The sequence below is a fragment of the Actinomadura rudentiformis genome, assembly GCF_008923185.1.
In the GTDB taxonomy this organism is placed as follows: Bacteria; Actinomycetota; Actinomycetes; order Streptosporangiales; family Streptosporangiaceae; genus Spirillospora; species Spirillospora rudentiformis.
Map to the genome: position 1 here is coordinate 36,944 of NZ_WBMT01000035.1, position 16,814 is coordinate 53,757.

At 71.4% G+C, this 16,814-nt stretch carries 17 protein-coding genes; 7 read left to right on the top strand and 10 right to left on the bottom strand.

What is annotated here, in order from left to right; genetic code table 11:
- Complete coding sequence (locus F8566_RS47815) at positions 1-981, bottom strand: ATP-binding cassette domain-containing protein (protein WP_151570838.1); 981 nt, start codon at positions 979-981, stop codon at positions 1-3.
- Between the two features lie 85 nt (positions 982-1,066).
- Here F8566_RS47815 and F8566_RS47820 point away from each other — a divergent pair, with 85 nt between their 5' ends.
- Positions 1,067-1,630, top strand: coding sequence for a dihydrofolate reductase family protein (locus F8566_RS47820; protein ID WP_151570840.1), 564 nt, complete (start codon positions 1,067-1,069; stop codon positions 1,628-1,630).
- A gap of 8 nt (positions 1,631-1,638) precedes the next feature.
- On the opposite strand, the gene F8566_RS47825 is transcribed toward F8566_RS47820, so the two are convergent.
- The 6 genes from F8566_RS47825 to F8566_RS47850 all read right to left on the bottom strand — a co-directional run bounded on the left by F8566_RS47825 (position 1,639) and on the right by F8566_RS47850 (position 10,250).
- Entirely contained in the window at positions 1,639-2,361 is a 723-nt protein-coding gene (locus F8566_RS47825) for a sirohydrochlorin chelatase (protein ID WP_225994196.1), read from the bottom strand.
- 4 nt (positions 2,362-2,365) lie between these two features.
- Positions 2,366-3,556, bottom strand: a complete 1,191-nt coding sequence (locus F8566_RS47830) for a uroporphyrinogen-III synthase (protein ID WP_151570844.1) — start codon at positions 3,554-3,556, stop codon at positions 2,366-2,368.
- A complete protein-coding gene (nirD, locus tag F8566_RS47835) occupies positions 3,540-3,974 on the bottom strand; it encodes a nitrite reductase small subunit NirD (protein ID WP_151570846.1) in 435 nt (144 codons plus the stop codon). Before nirD ends, F8566_RS47830 begins: the two co-directional genes overlap by 17 nt.
- A complete protein-coding gene (gene nirB / locus F8566_RS47840) occupies positions 3,971-6,502 on the bottom strand; it encodes a nitrite reductase large subunit NirB (RefSeq protein ID WP_151570848.1) in 2,532 nt (843 codons plus the stop codon). Before nirB ends, nirD begins: the two co-directional genes overlap by 4 nt.
- Before the next feature lie 218 nt (positions 6,503-6,720).
- Positions 6,721-8,169: an FAD-dependent oxidoreductase gene (locus tag F8566_RS47845; RefSeq protein WP_151570850.1), complete on the bottom strand. Its 1,449-nt coding sequence runs from the start codon at positions 8,167-8,169 to the stop codon at positions 6,721-6,723.
- Entirely contained in the window at positions 8,166-10,250 is a 2,085-nt protein-coding gene (locus F8566_RS47850; RefSeq protein WP_225994197.1) for a molybdopterin oxidoreductase family protein, read from the bottom strand. The genes F8566_RS47845 and F8566_RS47850 overlap by 4 nt, the downstream gene beginning before the upstream one ends.
- 285 nt (positions 10,251-10,535) lie before the next feature.
- Between F8566_RS47850 and F8566_RS47855 the strand changes: the two genes are divergently transcribed.
- The 3 genes from F8566_RS47855 to F8566_RS47865 all read left to right on the top strand — a co-directional run bounded on the left by F8566_RS47855 (position 10,536) and on the right by F8566_RS47865 (position 12,880).
- A complete protein-coding gene (locus tag F8566_RS47855) occupies positions 10,536-11,036 on the top strand; it encodes an NUDIX domain-containing protein (RefSeq protein ID WP_151570854.1) in 501 nt (166 codons plus the stop codon).
- Between the two features lie 65 nt (positions 11,037-11,101).
- On the top strand, positions 11,102-11,344 hold the full coding sequence (locus F8566_RS47860) for a hypothetical protein (protein ID WP_151570856.1): 243 nt from the start codon (positions 11,102-11,104) through the stop codon (positions 11,342-11,344).
- A gap of 153 nt (positions 11,345-11,497) precedes the next feature.
- Complete coding sequence (locus F8566_RS47865) at positions 11,498-12,880, top strand: nitrate/nitrite transporter (protein WP_151570858.1); 1,383 nt, start codon at positions 11,498-11,500, stop codon at positions 12,878-12,880.
- Positions 12,881-12,938: 58 nt separating this feature from the next.
- Here F8566_RS47865 and F8566_RS47870 read toward each other — a convergent pair whose 3' ends face one another.
- Together F8566_RS47870 and F8566_RS47875 are read right to left on the bottom strand one after the other, a co-directional pair.
- On the bottom strand, positions 12,939-13,640 hold the full coding sequence (locus F8566_RS47870) for a maleylpyruvate isomerase N-terminal domain-containing protein (RefSeq protein ID WP_151570860.1): 702 nt from the start codon (positions 13,638-13,640) through the stop codon (positions 12,939-12,941).
- Positions 13,641-13,843: 203 nt separating this feature from the next.
- Complete coding sequence (locus tag F8566_RS47875; protein WP_151570862.1) at positions 13,844-14,257, bottom strand: plectin; 414 nt, start codon at positions 14,255-14,257, stop codon at positions 13,844-13,846.
- A gap of 120 nt (positions 14,258-14,377) precedes the next feature.
- Here F8566_RS47875 and F8566_RS47880 point away from each other — a divergent pair, with 120 nt between their 5' ends.
- Together F8566_RS47880 and F8566_RS47885 are read left to right on the top strand one after the other, a co-directional pair.
- Positions 14,378-14,944, top strand: a complete 567-nt coding sequence (locus tag F8566_RS47880) for a TetR/AcrR family transcriptional regulator (RefSeq protein ID WP_151570864.1) — start codon at positions 14,378-14,380, stop codon at positions 14,942-14,944.
- 381 nt (positions 14,945-15,325) lie between these two features.
- Positions 15,326-15,529: a DUF5999 family protein gene (locus tag F8566_RS47885; RefSeq protein WP_151570952.1), complete on the top strand. Its 204-nt coding sequence runs from the start codon at positions 15,326-15,328 to the stop codon at positions 15,527-15,529.
- Between the two features lie 200 nt (positions 15,530-15,729).
- On the opposite strand, the gene F8566_RS47890 is transcribed toward F8566_RS47885, so the two are convergent.
- Positions 15,730-16,329 (bottom strand): alpha/beta hydrolase family protein, encoded by a 600-nt coding sequence (locus F8566_RS47890; RefSeq protein WP_151570866.1) that lies wholly within the window; start codon positions 16,327-16,329, stop codon positions 15,730-15,732.
- Between the two features lie 54 nt (positions 16,330-16,383).
- On the opposite strand from F8566_RS47890, the gene F8566_RS47895 reads away from it, so the two are divergent.
- On the top strand, positions 16,384-16,800 hold the full coding sequence (locus F8566_RS47895; protein WP_318836483.1) for a PPOX class F420-dependent oxidoreductase: 417 nt from the start codon (positions 16,384-16,386) through the stop codon (positions 16,798-16,800).
- The last annotated feature ends 14 nt before the right edge of the window (positions 16,801-16,814 follow it).

Consider the following 16,814-nt stretch of genomic DNA (forward strand, 5'->3'; position numbering starts at 1 on the left):
TCATCTCCTCCCCCGGGCGGCCATCCGCATCCAGTCGTTGGCCGACCCCTCGGCGTCGCGGATCGTGCTGCCGGTGAACGACATGAAAACATCGTCCAGCGACGGCCGCGACACGCTCACCGACCTGATCGGCACCCCCAGCTCGGCGAACAGCCGCGGCACGAAGGCCTCCCCCGAGGGCACCGCGAACGTCACCGCACCCTCGGCGACCTTCGCCTCCAGGCCGAAGCGGTCCCGCAACGCCTCGATCGCCGCCCCGTCGTCGTCGGTGTGGATCTGCACCCGGTCCTTGCCCACCCCCGCCTTGAGCGCCTCGGGCGTGTCCAATGCCACGATCGTGCCCTGGTCCATGATGGCGATGCGGTCGCAGAACTCCGCCTCGTCCATGTAGTGGGTCGTCATGAAGATCGTGATCTCCTCGGCGTCCTTGAGCCGGCGGATGTAGTCCCAGATCGAGGAGCGCGTCTGGGGATCGAGGCCGACCGTGGGCTCGTCCAGGAACAGCACCCGGGGTGAGTGCAGCAGGCCACGGGCGATCTCCAGCCGCCGTTTCATGCCGCCGGAGTAGATCTCCACACGGTCGCCGCGCCGGTCCCACAACCCGACCATCTCCAGCACCTGGCGCATCCGCTCCGGCACCAGCGCTCGCGGCACCCCGTACAGCTCGGCGTGGAAGCGCAGGTTCTGCTCGCCGGTGAGGTAGTTGTCCAGCGTCGGGTCCTGGAAGACGAGCCCGATGTTGCGCCGCACGTCGTCGCGTTCAGAGACGACATCGTGCCCGGCCACCCGCGCGGAGCCGGAGGTGGGCCGCAGCAGGGTGCAGAGCATGTTGATGGTGGTCGACTTGCCGGCGCCGTTGGGCCCGAGGAACCCGAAGATCTCTCCCGCCGCCACCTGGAGCTCGACGCCCCGCACGGCTTCCAGCTCGCCGAATCGTTTGACCAGCCCGTCCACCGCGACAGCGGGTTCCCCGTTCCTCATGATTCTCCCCGCAGGTACTTGGTAATGCCAACATAGGAGAATCCCGGAGTATCAGACACTCATACCTAGGCTGGGGCGGCACCTCATGGGCAAGATCGTTTCTAACTTCTTCATCTCGCTGGACGGCGTGGTCGAGTCGCCCGACCAGTGGCACTTCCCCTACTTCAACGACGAGATGGGTGCCGCGGTCGGCGCGGGCATGGAGACCACCACGGCGTTCCTGATGGGCCGCAAGCTCTATGACGAATGGGCGGCCTACTGGCCGGAGCAGAGCGATGACGAGCCGTTCGCCACGTTCATCAACAACCAGCCGAAGTACGTGGTGTCCAACTCGCTCGACAAGGCCACCTGGAACAACACCACGATCATCTCGGGCGACGTCGCCGCCAAGCTCCGCGAGCTCAAGGAGCAGAGCGAGGGCGACATCGCCATGTCCGGCAGCGCCACCCTCGTCCGCTGGCTGCTCGCCAACGGGCTCCTCGACGAGCTGAACCTGCTGGTCCATCCGATCGCCGTGGGCCACGGCCAGCGGCTCTTCGAGGACACGCCCACGTATCCGCTGCGCCTGGTCGGCAACAAGGTGTTCCAGACCGGCGTCCTGCACTCGATCTACGCACCCGCGGAGACCCCGCCCGCCGAGACCGCGTAGGGCGCCGCCTAGGCCACGGGCACCGCGTCACCGAGCCGCAGGCGGGCCTCGTCGAACCGGTCCAGCACCAGCTGCGCCACCGCGTCGTGGGCCCCGATCGGCAAGCTCGCGACATCCGCGCCCGCCGCTTCGATCCGGTGGTGGAACAGCCCGGGCGCGAGCAGGTACGAGGCCGCCAGGACGCGGTCCGCTCCCTCGCGGCGCCGCTCCTCCACCATCTCGGCCAGCACCGGGCCGTCGGCGGCGACGAAGCCGTACGGCACGGGCCGGCGGAGCCGCCGCGCGAGGATCCGCGCGGCGGCCCGCACGTCGGCGACGCCCGCCGGGTCGGACGATCCGGCCGCGCCCAGCACCACCGCGTCGGTACGCCGCGGCGGCTCCCCGCCGGCCAGGGCGGCCGTCATCCGGTCGATCATCGCGTCCGCGAGCATGCCGTCCGGCCCGAGCGGGCGGGAGGTCACGAGGCCGGGGTGCAGCCGCTCAGCCCGCCCCGGGATGTCGATCAGCGCGTGGTACCCGCGGGCCAGCAGCAGCGGCACCGCGACCACCGGCCCGTCGATGCCGCGCAGCGCGTCCTCCAGCGACGGCGCGGCGATCTCCGCGTACGCCTCCGCCACCCGCAGCCACGGGCGCAGGGCCCGCACCCGGTCGAGCAGCGCGCGTACCGTCGCGGCGCCTGCCGGATCCCTGGTCCCGTGCGCCACGGCCAGCAAGGTCGGATATTCGTCCATCGGCTCACCCACTCATCTCCGCACGAACAGGGTCGATCAGACGCGGGTCGCAGGCGAGGCGGTAGCCGCGCTTCACGACGGTCTCGACGATCCCGGACCGGCCCAGCCCGCGCCGGAGCCGCGCCACCGCCATCTCCACCGCGTGCTCGTCGGCCTGGGGCCGCCCTTCCCGTCCCCACGGCGCCCCGCCGACCATGAGGCGGCTGGGCAGCACCCCGCACAGCTCGGCCCGCGACACCACGTGCCCGGGGCGCCGCGCCAGCGCGCGCAGGATCGCCATCGGGGCGGGCGCGATCGGCTTCAGCTGGCCGTCGAGCACCACCGCGTGCCCGCGCAGCTCCAGCGAGAAACCGCGCACCTCGATCCGCCGTGCCCGCCGTTGCGGCAGGTCGGAGACCAGCGCGCGCACCAGCGCCCCGATCCGGGCCCGTTCGGGCTGGACGGTCGGAACGCCCTTCTCCGTCAGCCGCTGTGCCGTGACCGGCCCGACGCAGGCCGCCACGACGTGCGTGCGCAACGCCTCCAGCAGTGCCTCCTCCAGCCCGTCCTCGGCGGCGACCGCGAGCGTCGCCGCGACCGCCGGTGAGCTGGTGAAGGTGATGGCGTCCACCGTCCCCGCCACCGCCTGCCCGACCAGCCGCCGCAGCGGCGTGGAGTCCTCGGTGCGCGACCACCGGTACACCGGGATCTCGATCACCTCGGCCCCGGCCGCCCGCAACGCGCCGGTGAACTCGGGAAGCTGCTCCCCGTACAGCTGCACGGCGATCCGGGTGCCGGTCAGGTCCTTCTCCAGCAGGTGCTTGAGCACCTCGGCGCAGCTCTCCGACTCCGGCGACCACACCTCCTGCAGGCCGGCCGAACGGATCGCACCGCGCGCCTTGGGGCCGCGCGCCAGCATGTCCACCTGGGACAGCCGCTCGATGAGGGCGTCACGCAGCCCCCAGCCGTCGGCCGTCTCCAGCCAGGCCCGGAAACCGATGCCGGTCGTGACGACCACGTGGTCGAGGGGCCGTTCGATGCAGACGCCGGTGGCGTGCAGCAGGTCGGCGTCGTCCGACAGCGGGATGAGGCGGATCGCCGGCGCGTGCACGACCCGGGCCCCGCGCCGCTCCAGCAGCGCCGCCAGCTCCTCGTGACGGCGGTCGGCGGTCACGCCGACCGCGAAGCCGGCGAGCGGTTCATTCCCGGTGCTCATCAGATCCTCGGTACTCATCGGGCAGCGCCACCTCCACACGGTCGCCCACCGGATTCCGGCGGATCGGGAAGGTGGGCAGCGCCACCTCCGGGTCGGCCAGGCAGACGCCGGTCCGCAGATCGAAGACGTCCTTGAACATGGGCGAGGCGACGGTCGGCGCGCCGGCGCGGCTGCCGAGGATGCCGCGGGAGATCACGTACGCGTTGCTGAACGGATCGAAGTTCGACACCGCGAACAGCTCACCCTCGAAGGTCCGGAAGACCGCCACCTGCAGCCCGCCGACCATGGCGCAGACGCCGCGTTCGGGGATCAGGTCGGGGTAGGAGCAGACGTCCACCCAGCGGCCCGCGGCGGTGGGCACGGCGGTGGTGAGCGCGGCGGCGTCTCGGGTGATCGTCATGTCGGGTGTCGTGGTCATCGGGCGGCCACCTCCAGGCGTGGACCGGTCACCAGGACCGGCTTGATCTGATCGCGTTCCTGCTCGAAGACGATGCTCGGGTCGGGGGTGTCGGGGGCGTTGACGAACGAGACGAAGCGGCTCAGCTTGTCGGGGTCCTCGATCGCGTCGCGCCACTCGTCGGCGTAGGAGCCGACGTGCCGGTCCATCGCCGCGTCCAGCTCGGCGCAGATGCCCAGCCGGTCCTCGATGATCACCTCGCGGAGGTAGTCGAGGCCCCCCTCCAGGCTCTCCAGCCAGCTCGCCGTGCGCTGCAGCCGGTCGGCGGTGCGGATGTAGAACATCAGGAACCGGTCGATGTAGCGGACGAGGGTCTCGTCGTCGAGGTCGGTGGCGAACAGGTCGGCGTGCCGGGGGCGCATACCGCCGTTCCCCGCCACGTAGAGGTTCCAGCCCTTCTCGGTGGCGATGATTCCGAAGTCCTTGCTCTGCGCTTCGGCGCATTCGCGTGCGCAACCCGAGACGGCGGACTTGAGCTTGTGCGGGGCGCGCAGGCCGCGGTAGCGCAGCTCCAGCAGGATCGCCATCGCCACCGAGTCCTGGACCCCGTACCGGCACCAGGTCGAGCCCACGCACGACTTCACCGTGCGCAGGGCCTTGCCGTAGGCGTGGCCCGACTCGAACCCGGCGTCCACCAGCCGCTTCCAGATCCTCGGCAGCTGCTCGACGCGGGCGCCGAACAGGTCGATCCGCTGACCGCCTGTGATCTTGGTGTAGAGGCCGAAGTCGCGGGCGACCTCGCCGATGACGATCAGCTTGTCCGGCGTGATCTCCCCACCCGGGATGCGGGGCACCACCGAGTAGGTGCCGTTCTTCTGCATGTTGGCGAGGAAGTGGTCGTTGGTGTCCTGCAGCGCGGCCTGCTCGCCCTCGAGGATGTGGCCGTTGCCGAGGCTCGCCAGGATCGAGGCCACCACCGGCTTGCAGATGTCGCAGCCGCGCCCGCCCTTGCCGTGCTGGCTGATGAGCTGGGTGAACGTGGTGATCCCGCGGACCCGCACGATGTCGAAGAGCTCGGCGCGGCTGTAGTCGAAGTGCTCGCACAGCGCCCGGCTGACCTCGATGCCGGCCGCCGTGAGCTCGGCGTCCAGGATCTTCTTCACCAGCGGCACGCAGCTGCCGCAGCTCGTCCCGGCCCGGGTGCAGCCCTTCACCCCGCCGACGTCGGTGAGGCCCTCGTCCCGGATGGCGCAGCGGATGTGGTCGGCGTTGACGTTGTTGCAGCTGCAGATGACGGTGGCGCCGGGCAGTTCGCCGCCTGCCGCCTCGGTGCCGCCGAAAAGGGCCTGCTCGGGGGTGCCGGGAAGCTCCGCGCCGATGAACGCACGGAGCGTCGGGTAGGACTCCGCGTCGCCGACCAGGACGCCGCCGAGCAACGTCCGCGCGTCATCGCTGACGATCAGCTTCTTGTAGACCCCCGCCACCGGGTCGGTGTAGGTGACGTCCAGCGCACCCTGCTCGGGCCCGGCGAACGGGTCGCCGAAGCTGGCGACGTCCACGCCCATCAGCTTCAGCTTCGTCGACAGGTCCGCTCCGGTGAAGCACGCGGGGCTCTGGTCGCCCGCGGCGGCTGCCAGGAGCTGGTCCGCGACCACCTCCGCCATGCTGAAACAAGGGGCGACCAGCCCGTACACCTGGCCACCGACCAGGGCGCACTCCCCCACCGCGTAGACGGCCGGGTCGGCGGTCCGGCAGGTCTCGTCGACCACGATCCCGCCGCGTTCGCCCACCGGCAGCCCGCACTCGCGGGCCAGCTCGTCGCGCGGCCGGATGCCGGCCGAGAACACCACGACCCCGGCGTCGATGGCCGAGCCGTCGGCGAGCGCCACCCGCGCGACGGCGCCGGTCTCGCCGGCCTCCAGGCCCGCCATGGGCGTGCCCGCGTGCACCTTCATGTCCAGGCCCTCGATGTGCCGGCGCAACATCGCGCCGCCGCCCTCGTCGAGCTGCCGCGGCATCAGCCAGGGCGCGACCTCGACCACGTGGGTGTCGACGCCGAGACCCTGGAGCGCGCGGGCGGCTTCGAGGCCGAGCAGCCCGCCGCCCACGACGACGCCACCGGCCCCGGGTCTTGACGTTGTAAGGTTCGCGCAGTGTTCGCGGAGCGCCTCGAGATCGTCGATCGTTCGGTAGACGAAGACGCCCGGCAGATCCCTGCCCTCCACCGGCGGCACGAACGGGGCCGAGCCCGTGGCCAGCACCAGCGCGTCGTAGCCGATCTCCCGGCCGTGCTCGGTCCGGATCGTCCGCGCGTCCCGGTCGATGCCGACGACCGGGTCGCCGGTGATCATCTCCACGTCCGCGTCGTGCGCCGGGTAGGCCAGCTCCGCGTCCTCGGTCAGGTAGGAGGTCAGCGCCACCCGGTCGTAGGCGGGCCGGATCTCCTCACCGACGACCGTGATCCGCCAGACGCCCGCGGTGTCCCGCTCGCGCAGGGCCTCCACCAGCCGGTGCCCGGTCGGACCGTGCCCGACGACGACCAACCTCATCCGTCCGCCTCCTCCATCACCCATGCGCCGATCCTCAGCAGGGGCCGTTTCGCGACTGCGTCCCCTTTGTCACCGGCGTGTTAAAAGACGCTCACGTTGAAATCGAATCGTGGTCATCCCGCAATCACCGATCCGGAAATCAGGGGAGTTCTTTCGCACAGCACAAAACCCCGCCGTTCTCGCGGCGGGGTTCGGTGGCGGGAAACAGGTCCCGGGGTTCACCCGACGGGCGCCGACTCCTGCTCATCGAGCCAGGCCACTATGCCCTCCAGGGCATCGCGGCAGCCGCCGCAGCCGGTGCTCGCCCGCGTCTCAGCGGCGACTTCCGCCGCCGAACGTGCCCCTTTCTCCCAGCACGCGCGTATTTGCCCCTTCGAAACGTTGTTGCAGTGGCAGACCGTCGCGGCGTCCGGCATGCGCACCGGTGAATCGGCGGTCTGGACGCCGCCCATCCCGGGGAAGAACAGGCTGAGCCGGTCGGCGGGCAGCGGCGCCGCCCGGTCGTAGAGCTGGGTGAGCGTGCCGGCGGTGCTCGTCTCGCCGAGCAGGATCGCCCCGATGACCCGGTCGTCCTTGATGACGACCTTCTTGTAGGTGCCGCGGCTGGCGTCGGCGAACTGCATGACCTCGACGTCGGGGTCGTCGTCGCCGTGGTGGGTCTCCCCCATCGCCGCCAGTTCCACGCTGGCGGCCTTGAGGCGGGTGATCTGCCGCGCGCCGGTGAACCGCGCATCGGTGTCCGCCCCGGTGAGCACGTCCGCCAGCACCGTCGCCTGCTCCCACGCCGGGGCGACCAGGCCGTAGACCACGTCGCCGTACTGCGAGCATTCCCCGATCGCCCGGACGGCCGGATCGGTGACCGAGGTCAGCGTCTCGTCCACCACGACGCCGCGGTCGATCTCCAGCCCGGCGGCGCGGGCCAGCCCGACCTCCGGCTTCACCCCGCACGCCATGACCACCAGGTCACCGGCCACCACGTCGCCGGAGGCCAGCTCGACCCCGGTGACCCGCGCGCCGTCGGCGCCGGCGCGCAGCCCGGTCACGTTGGCCTCCAGGAGCGCGCGGATCCCCAGGCGGCGGAGGGTCCGCGCCAGCACCTTCCCGGCCCCGGGGTCGAGCTGGCGTTCCATGAGGTGGCCGGCCAGATGCACGACCGTCACCTCCAGCCCGCGTCCGGCGAGCCCGCGCGCGGCCTCGATGCCCAGCAGCCCGCCGCCGACGACCACCGCGGTCCGGGCGGTCGAGGCGACGTCGAGGATCGCGCTGCAGTCGTCCAGGGTCCGGAAGGCGACCGCGCCGGGCGGGAGCCCGCCCTCGGTGCCGGGGATCGGCGGCACGAACGAGGTGCTGCCGGTCGCGATCACGAGGGTCTCGTACGGGGTGACGCTGCCGTCGGACGCGTGCACGGTCTTGGCCTCGCGGTCGATGCGGACGACCTCGACGCCGAGCCGCGCGTCGACGTTGTTGCGCTCGTACCAGGCGGGGTCCACCAGGCCGATCTGGTCCGGCCCCGCGATCCCGGCGAGGACGTTCGACAACAACACCCGGTTGTAGGGCTGCTGCCGCTCCGCGCCGAACACCGTCAGGGGCGTCTCGCGGTCCCGGTCGCGCAGTTCGGTGACGAACCGCGATCCGGCCATCCCGTTGCCGATGACGACGATGCTCACAGCTTCGCTCCGTTCGGTGTCGCTGGTTCGAGGCGTACGGCGCAGACCTTGAACTCCGGCATGCGCGACATGGGGTCGAGTGCGGGGTTGGTGAGCAGGTTCGCCCGCCCTTTCCCCGCCCAGTGGAAGGGGATGAAGACCGTGTCGGACCTGATCGCGTCGGTGAGCCGCGCCCGGACGGTCGCCGTGCCGCGCCGGCTCGCCACCCGCACGTCGGCGCCCTCCTGGATGCCCAGTCGTTCCGCCAGGTCGGGATGCATCTCCACGAACGCCTCCGGCGCCGCCTCGACCAGCGCGCGCACCCTGCGGGTCTGCGCCCCGCTCTGGTACTGGGCGAGGACGCGGCCGGTGGTCAGGTAGACCGGGTAGTCCTGGTCGACGTCCTCGGCGGCGCCGGTGTGCTCGACGGCCGTGAAGCGGGCCCGCCCGTCCGGTGTGGCGAACCGGTCGAGGAACGGCCGCGGCGTCCCGGGATGATCTTCGCTGGGGCACGGCCAGAAGACCCCGCCCTCCGCCTCGATGCGCTCGTAGGTGATGCCGGAGTAGTCGGCCAGCCCGCCCGCGCTCGCCGCGCGCAGCTCGTCGAACACCTCGGCGGGCTCGCAGCTCCACTTGCCCGGCGCGTCCAGCCGGTCGGCGAGCGCGGCGATGATCTCCAGATCGGACCGGACCCCGTCCGGCGGCCGCACGGCCTGGCGGCGGCGGAGCACCCGCCCTTCCAGATTGGTCATCGTGCCGGACTCCTCGGCCCACTGCGCGGTGGGCAGCACGATGTCGGCCCGCTGGGCGGTCTCCGAGAGCACGAAGTCGGCCGCGACCAGCAGGTCCAGGGAGTCGAGACGCTCCTCCACGGCGGTGGCGCGGGGTGCGGACACCACCGGGTTGGAGCCGAAGAGCAACATCGCCTTCGGCCCGCCGTCGGTGCCCAGCGCCGACAGCAGTTCGTAGGCCGAACGCCCGGGACCCGGCAGGGTCTCCGGGTCCACGCCCCAGACACCCGCGACGTGCTCGCGCGCCGCCGGATCGTCGATCTTGCGGTACCCGGGCAGCTGGTCGGCCTTCTGGCCGTGCTCACGGCCGCCCTGGCCGTTGCCCTGCCCGGTGAGGCACCCGTAGCCGGAGCCCTCCCGGCCAGGCAGGCCGAGCGCCAGTGCCAGGTTGATGAACGCGGTCACCATGTCGGTGCCGCGGGCGTGCTGCTCGGCGCCGCGAGCGGTGAGGATCAGGGACCTCCCGCCCCGGGCCAGCAGGCGCACCGTCTCACGCATGTACGGCACCGGCACTCCGGTGATGCGTTCCACCCGGTCGGGCCAGTAGCCGTTCACCACCGTCCGCACGGCCTCGAACCCGTTGGTCCTGGCCGCGATGTACTCCTCGTCCACCAGTCCCTCGGTGAGCGCCAGGTGCAGGAGCCCGTTGGCCAGGGCCAGGTCGGTGCCGGGTGTCGGCTGAAGGTGCAGGCCGGCCTGGCGTGCCGTGGCGGTACGCCGCGGATCGACCACGATCAGCGCGCCGCCGCGGTCCTGCATCTCGGTCAGGTGGCGCATGAAGGGCGGCATGGTCTCGGCGACGTTGCCGCCCACGACGAGGATCGTGTCGGCCTGGCCGAGGTCGGTGATCGGTCCCGGCAGGCCGCGGTCCATGCCGAACGCCCGGTTGGTCGCCGCGGCGGCCGACGACATGCAGAACCGGCCGTTGTAGTCGATCTGCGAGGTGCCCAGCGCGATCCGGGCGAACTTGCCGAGCTGGTAGGCCTTCTCGTTGGTCAGGCCGCCCCCGCCGAAGACCGCGATCGCGTCCTTGCCGTACGCCGCCTGCAACCGCCCGGTCTCGGCGGCGATCCGGTCGAGGGCCTCGTCCCAGCTGCACGGCTCCAGCGGCGCGCCGCGCCGCGCACGCATCAGCGGGGTGGTCAGCCGGTCCGGGACCGTCAGCATCTCCGCCGACGTCCAGCCCTTCTGGCAGAGGCCCCCTCGGTTGGCGGGCACGTCCTCGCGGGGTGTGACCCGGACGGGGCTGCCACCCAGGGTCATGCCACACTGCAGGGCGCAGTAGGGACAGTGCGTCGGGGTCTCGGTCATGTCCCGAGAGTGTTCGGGAGGCATTTCACGGTTGCGTCCCGCTTGTGACCCTGATGTTAAATGCCGCTCACGCGCTTCCGTTCTCCAAGGTCAGACTGGTAGGACGGAGCCGTGGTCCAGGGCGATCACGTGTCGAGCGTTGTCGGCCGCCACCAGGGCCCATTCGTCGCCGCCCGGGCGCATCCCGAACGGATTCGCGGTACCCCTCCGATCTCGCGTACGGAAGTGGTCCCGGTGTCCGGTCGCGCCCCGCGCGGCCCCGGCCGGGACGCCTAACCTCGGACTATGCCCGACCTTGCTTACTATGCCTCACTGCCGCGCACCCGCGGCGCCGCCGCGGCCCTCCTGCTCGACGACCTCGGGCGGGTCCTGCTGGTGAAGCCCACCTACAAGGAGGGCTGGTTCCTGCCCGGCGGGGTCATCGAGGAGGGCGAATCACCCCTGACCGCCTGCGTGCGGGAGTGCCGGGAGGAGCTCGGCTTCGTGCCCCGCCTGGACGGGCTGGTCTGCGTCGACTGGGGATCCCCCCGCGGCGGCGTGGACGCGGTGAACGTGTTCGTCTTCGCCGGTGTGGTCACGGCCGAGCAGGCCGCGGCGATCCGGCTGCCGGCCGACGAGCTGTCCGACCACGTCCTGGTGGCCGTCGAGAAGATCCCCGAGCTCGCCCCGCCGCACATCGCCCGCCGCATGGAGCCCAGCCTGCGCGGCCTCGCCGAGCGCCGGGCGGTCTACCTGGAGGACGGCCGGGAGCCCTCCTTCGTCGCCCTGGGTGACCGCGAAGGATAGAACCCGCGTCAGGCTGGGTAGATCGCGTACGGAAACGACCGGTGGAGAAACGGGGGGGACCGGCGATGGCAGCCTGTGAGGTCTGCGGCAACGACTACGCGATGAGCTTCGAGGTGCACGCGCAGGGGGCGGTGCACACCTTCGACTCGTTCGAGTGCGCGATCACCCGGATGGCGCCGATCTGCGAGCACTGTGAGTGCCGGATCCTCGGCCATGGCGTGGAGGTCGACCGGCGCTGGTACTGCTCGGCGCACTGCGCCCGCAGCGCCGACCCGCGCCGGGCCGAAGCGCTCGTCGATCACGTGTGACCTGCGCTGACCAGGACGACCGGCCCTGCGCGGCCTCACATCACGCGCCGGGCGCCGTGCAGCAGAGTTATCACTGCTGCATTAAACGAAACACATCGACGAAACTCGCGACTTCTAGCGTCGGCTACGCAAAGCGACCGACGAGGAGTCCCGATGACCGTCACGACCGAAGTCACACAGCAAGGCCGCGGGCGGCCGCTGACCCGGCTCAAGGGTCACTGGATCGACGACTGGCGTCCCGAGGAGCCGGAGTTCTGGGCCAACGGCGGCGCCAAGGTCGCCCGCCGCAACCTGATCTTCTCGATCTTCTCCGAGCACATCGGGTTCTCAGTGTGGACGCTGTGGTCCGTGCTGGTGTTGTTCCTGGGTCCGGCCTACGGCATCGACCCGGCCGGGAAGTTCACGCTCACCGCCGTTCCGGCGCTGTTCGGCGCGGTGCTGCGGATCCCCTACACGTTCGCCGTCGCCAAGTTCGGCGGGCGCAACTGGACGATCTTCAGCGCGGCGCTGCTGCTGGTGCCCTCGGTGCTGGCCGCGTTCCTCATCGAGCCGGGCGTCTCGTACTCCACGCTGCTGATCCTCGCGGCGATCGCCGGCGTCGGCGGCGGCAACTTCGCCTCGTCGATGGCCAACATCAACGCCTTCTACCCGCAGCGCCTCAAGGGCTGGGCGCTCGGCATCAACGCCGGCGGCGGCAACCTCGGCGTCGCCGCGGTGCAGCTGGTCGGCCTGCTCGTGCTGGCCACCGCGGGCAAGGACCACCCGGGCCTGGTGGCCGGGATCTACATCCCGCTCATCGTGCTGGCCACGCTCGGCTCGGCGCTCTTCATGGACAACCTGTCACACGCCCGCAACGACAAGCGCGGGATGCGCGACGTGAGCAGGGACCCGCACACCTGGATCATGTCCGTGCTCTACATCGGCACGTTCGGCTCGTTCATCGGCTTCGGCTTCGCGTTCGGCCAGGTGCTGCAGGTGCAGTTCAAGGACGACTTCCCGACGCCGATCGACGCCGCCTACCTGACCTTCCTCGGGCCGCTGCTCGGTTCGCTGATCCGCCCCTTCGGCGGCGCGCTCGCCGACAAGCTGGGCGGCGCGAGAGTGACCTTCTGGAACTTCGTCGCGATGGCGGCCGCCGCGTCCGTGGTCCTGGTCGCCTCGCAGCAGAAGTCGCTGGCGCTGTTCCTCACCGGCTTCATCCTGCTGTTCGTGTTCAGCGGGCTCGGGAACGGCTCGACCTACAAGATGATCCCGGCGATCTTCCGGGCGAAGGCGGAGCTGGGTGTCGCCAACGGCGGCGACCCGGGCGCGGCCGAGGTCGAGTCCCGCAGGCTCGCGGCCGCCCTGATCGGGATCGCGGGAGCGGTCGGCGCGTTCGGCGGCGTGCTGGTCAACGTGGCCTTCCGGCAGTCGTTCCTCACCTACAAGACCGGGGACGGCGCCTACATCGCCTTCATCGCCTTCTACGCGCTGTGCTTCGCGCTGACTTACCTGGTCTACATCCGCACGCACAGCCGGAAGCTGGTCGGAGTCTGATCCCGGGCACGGGTCTGATCCCAGGCACGGTCTGAACTCGAACGACAGCGTGATCCGGTCAAGCGCGCCGGCCGCGCACCCGGCGACGTCCGGGCGCGGCCGGCGCGCCGCGCGTCGCGGGGCCGGACACCGGGGTCTCCTCCAACGGCCAGCCCGGTGACCGGCCCGATGAGCGCAGCACCGCCTCCCAGGCGTCCCCCGGGGCCAGCGGCAGGTGCGGGACGCCCCAGTGCCACGCCGACACGAGCAGCTCGGGGTCGCGCGGCCGGTAGTCGGTCCCGATCGCCCTGGCGAGATCCCAGGCGTGCAGGTGCCATTCCACGCAGGCGGCGCCCGCGTGGTCGCCCACGGTGTACTTGGTGCCGCGATAGATCAGATGGGTGCGGTCCCACATGTCCGGCATGAGGTCGGCGTAGGCGCCGGCCGACACCGTGAACGCCATGATGCGCGACGGCCCGGGCTCGGGGGGCAGGACCGCGAGCTCGGTCGCGTTCTGCCGGGCCTGCTGGCGGATCAGGACCGCGGAGGCCGCGTCCTGGGCGAACAGCTTGGCCAGCCGGCTGTCCGGCGAGTCCTGGAGGTACTCCAGGAAGTTCTCCGCGACGCAGCGGAGGTGACCGGCCAGGTCGGCGGCCAGCCACTCCGTGCACGGGGTCGGCACGCTCCAGTCGCCGACCCCGGCCGCCAGCGACCGGATCGCCTGCACTCCGTCCTGGTAGGACTCGAGTACGCGATGCCGATCAGGCGGCGTGCGCTCCACGTGACTTCCCCCCGGCGTTACGAGCACCGTGACGTTCGTGCGGCCCTGACGCCGGGCGCTCCTGCCACGCCGGCACGGTCCACCCCCGGCGGCCGACGCGGAAAGCCCCCCGGCGATCCCCGAGAAGGTAGATTCTCAGAACTCGGCGGCCGGTGCCACTCGGTGCGGATGCTGTGTCGCGAGGCCGCGACCCCGGCCGGCCGTCAGACGATGGTCGCGGGCCGGACGCGGAAGGCCATCCGGTGCTGCTCGCGCGCGGTCCGCAGGCGGTCCACCTCGCCGGTCAACGGCGTGACGGCCGGGCGCGCCTTGGCCTTGCGGCGGGCGATCTCGGCGGCACGCCTGGTCTTGGCGTCCGCCGACTCCGGGACATAGGTCTTGGTCCCGGCGGCCACCCTCTCGGCGGCCTCGGCGGCCAGCAGCACCTCGGTCAGGGCCTTGTCGAAGGCGATGGCGAGCTCGTGCAGCTCGGCGTCGCGCCCCTCGGTCTCGGCGGCGCGCAGCGCCTTCTCCGCCTCGGCGGCCTCGGCCAGCCGGTCCTTGTAGGTGTCCGCGAGCCGCTGGTCGGCCTCGTACATCTCCATGACTTCCTTGTTCACACGGCGGCCCAGCGGCATGGGGTGGCTCCTTCGAATCCCGGCTTTCCAGATCCAGCTTCGGGTAAGCGTACGCCCAGGCCCCGGCGTGTCGTGGCGCAGGACGCCCAACTCGCGCCCTTTACGCAGTAAGGTCGGGCCATGGTCCGACAGCCAGCGATCAACGCCCAGAACCGCGCGCCCCTCAGCATCGAGCGCATCATCGAGGCCGCACTCCAGATCGTGGACGGCCAGGGGCTCGGCCGCCTCACGATGCGGCGCCTCGGCGACGCCCTGGAGGTGGAGGCGATGGCGATCTACCACCACCTCCCCCGCGGCAAGGAACAGCTCCTGGACGGACTCGTCGCCCACGTCGCCATCGCCCCGGCCGAGACGCGGGGTGCGGCGGGCTGGCGCGAGGCCCTGCGCGACTGGGCCCGCGGCTACCGGGCCCGGCTGCTCGATCACGCCGGGGTGCTGCCCCTGCTGGTCACTCGCCGCAACCCGGCGGCCCTCGCCACCACGACCGCCTCGCTCCAGGAGGTGCTGCGGCTGGGCGCGATCCCCGAAGCGGCGGCCGCCGTCGCCGCGCACACCCTGCTCGGGTACGTCATCGGCCACGCGGCACTGGAGGCGCGCGGCACACCGGACGGCGCCGGCGAGACGGTGGACTGGGACGCCCGGTTCAACGGCGGCCTCGACCTGGTCCTGGCCGCCATCAACCCCTAACGCGCTCACCCTCCACGAGGATCAGGGAGCGAGCAGCCGGTGGCCCGTGCATCTGGCCACAACAGGTCCGGTCCGGCGGGAACTCCACCTCGCGCCCCAGCCGCTCGCGGGCCGACGCCGGGACGACGCGAGGCCGGGCCGCGAATCAGGGTGAACCGTTTGTCCAGCGGACGGCGTGTCGTTCTTCACCCGTAATCGATCAAGGGGAACATAATGAGTGGCACCTCAGGGTGAGGCGGGTCACAGCCATCCGGTACCCCAGTACCAAAGCACAACCGTCCCAACGGGCTATGGCCGCGACAATGCGAACCGCATCACACTGGAGGACGTCATAAGGACGACATGCAAACCGCACCGAAGCTGAAGACCGGAGGCACGCCGATGTGCCCGCACCAGCCACCATGTCCCTCGCCTGACGGACCGAACCGCGACGCCGCCCGCACGATCGTGCACCACCCCGAGCAGGGGTGGAGCCTGCTGTGCAACGGCGTCGTGCTCTTCGAGGACACCGGTGAGCTGCTGCCCGACGGGGAAGTCATCGCACCGCACCGGCCGACGGACCTGATCGCTCCGTCCGCCGCCTGACCTGTCCCACACGGGGGACTAGTCCAAACGGGTGATCATCCTCGGGGGCAAGCTCACCTGCCCGAGCCTCTGGGCCGACCCGCGGCCCAGAGGAGCACGAACCTCCAACCGCACGACCCCTCCATCTCCAAGACCCTCCATCGCCAAGACCCACAGCACCACAGCGGCGCCCGCTCCGAGCGGGCGTCTTTTGCTGCCGGTCAGCGCGTGCCGCTCCAGCGGCGCAGCCACGGCTCCACGGCGGCGCCCACCGCGGCCGGATCCTTCGTGAGGTCGTGCCGCTCGCCGGCCAGCACGACGACCTCCGCGGCGTCCGCCGGATCGGGGACGCCGAACGGGTCGCGGTCGCCGTTCACGACGACGACCTCGACCCCCGCCGAGCGCAGCTCGTCCGCTCGCGACCGCTCCGGGTTGCGCGGCGGGTGCAGCGGGAAGGCCAGCGCGACGACCCCGGCGGCGTCCGCGGCCCGGGCGGTCCGGCACGCCACCCGTGCCCCGTTGCTGCGCCCGCCCTGGACGAGCGGCACGGCGCCGTGGCGGTCCCGCAGCAGCTTGATGACCTCCAGCCAGGCCTCGTCCTGCTTCACCGCGGGCCCGGGCGCGCGGCGGCCCGCCAGCCTGAACGGCTGCATCACGCGCGCGACGGCGCCGCCGAGGGCGAGCGCGACGTCCCGGACGGCCAGCAGATCGGGCGCCTCCACTCCCCCGTTCGACCCGTGCGTCAGCACCAGCAGGAACGAAGGGTCGTCCACCTCGTCCAGGGTGACCTGCGCCGGGCCGTGGGCCGTGTCGATCCGCACGTGACCAACCGTAGCCACTGGGGATCGGTGCGGCAGACTGGCGCCATGGTAAAGATGACGGAAAGTGAATGGCGGGAATTCGTATCAGAGGGGACACGGACCGGGAAGATCGGGCTGACCCGCAAGGACGGCAGCCCTCACGTGACCCCCATCTGGTTCGTCCTGGACGGCCCAGACCTGGTGTTCAACACAGGCAAGGAAAGCCTCAAGGGGCGCATCCTCCGGCGTGAGCCCCGGGTGGTGATCTGCGTGGACGACCAGGAGCCGCCGTTCTCGTTCGTCCTCATCAAGGGAGAGGCCACGCTGTCGGAGGACCTGGACGAGATGCTCACCTGGGCGACGGCCATCGGCGGCCGCTACATGGGTGAGGACCGGGGCAAGGAGTTCGGCGAGCGCAACGCGGTGCCCGGCGAGTACCTCGTGCGGGTGCGGATCGACCAGGTCGTCGCCGAACGTGACGTCGCGAGCTGAACCCTCCCGGATCC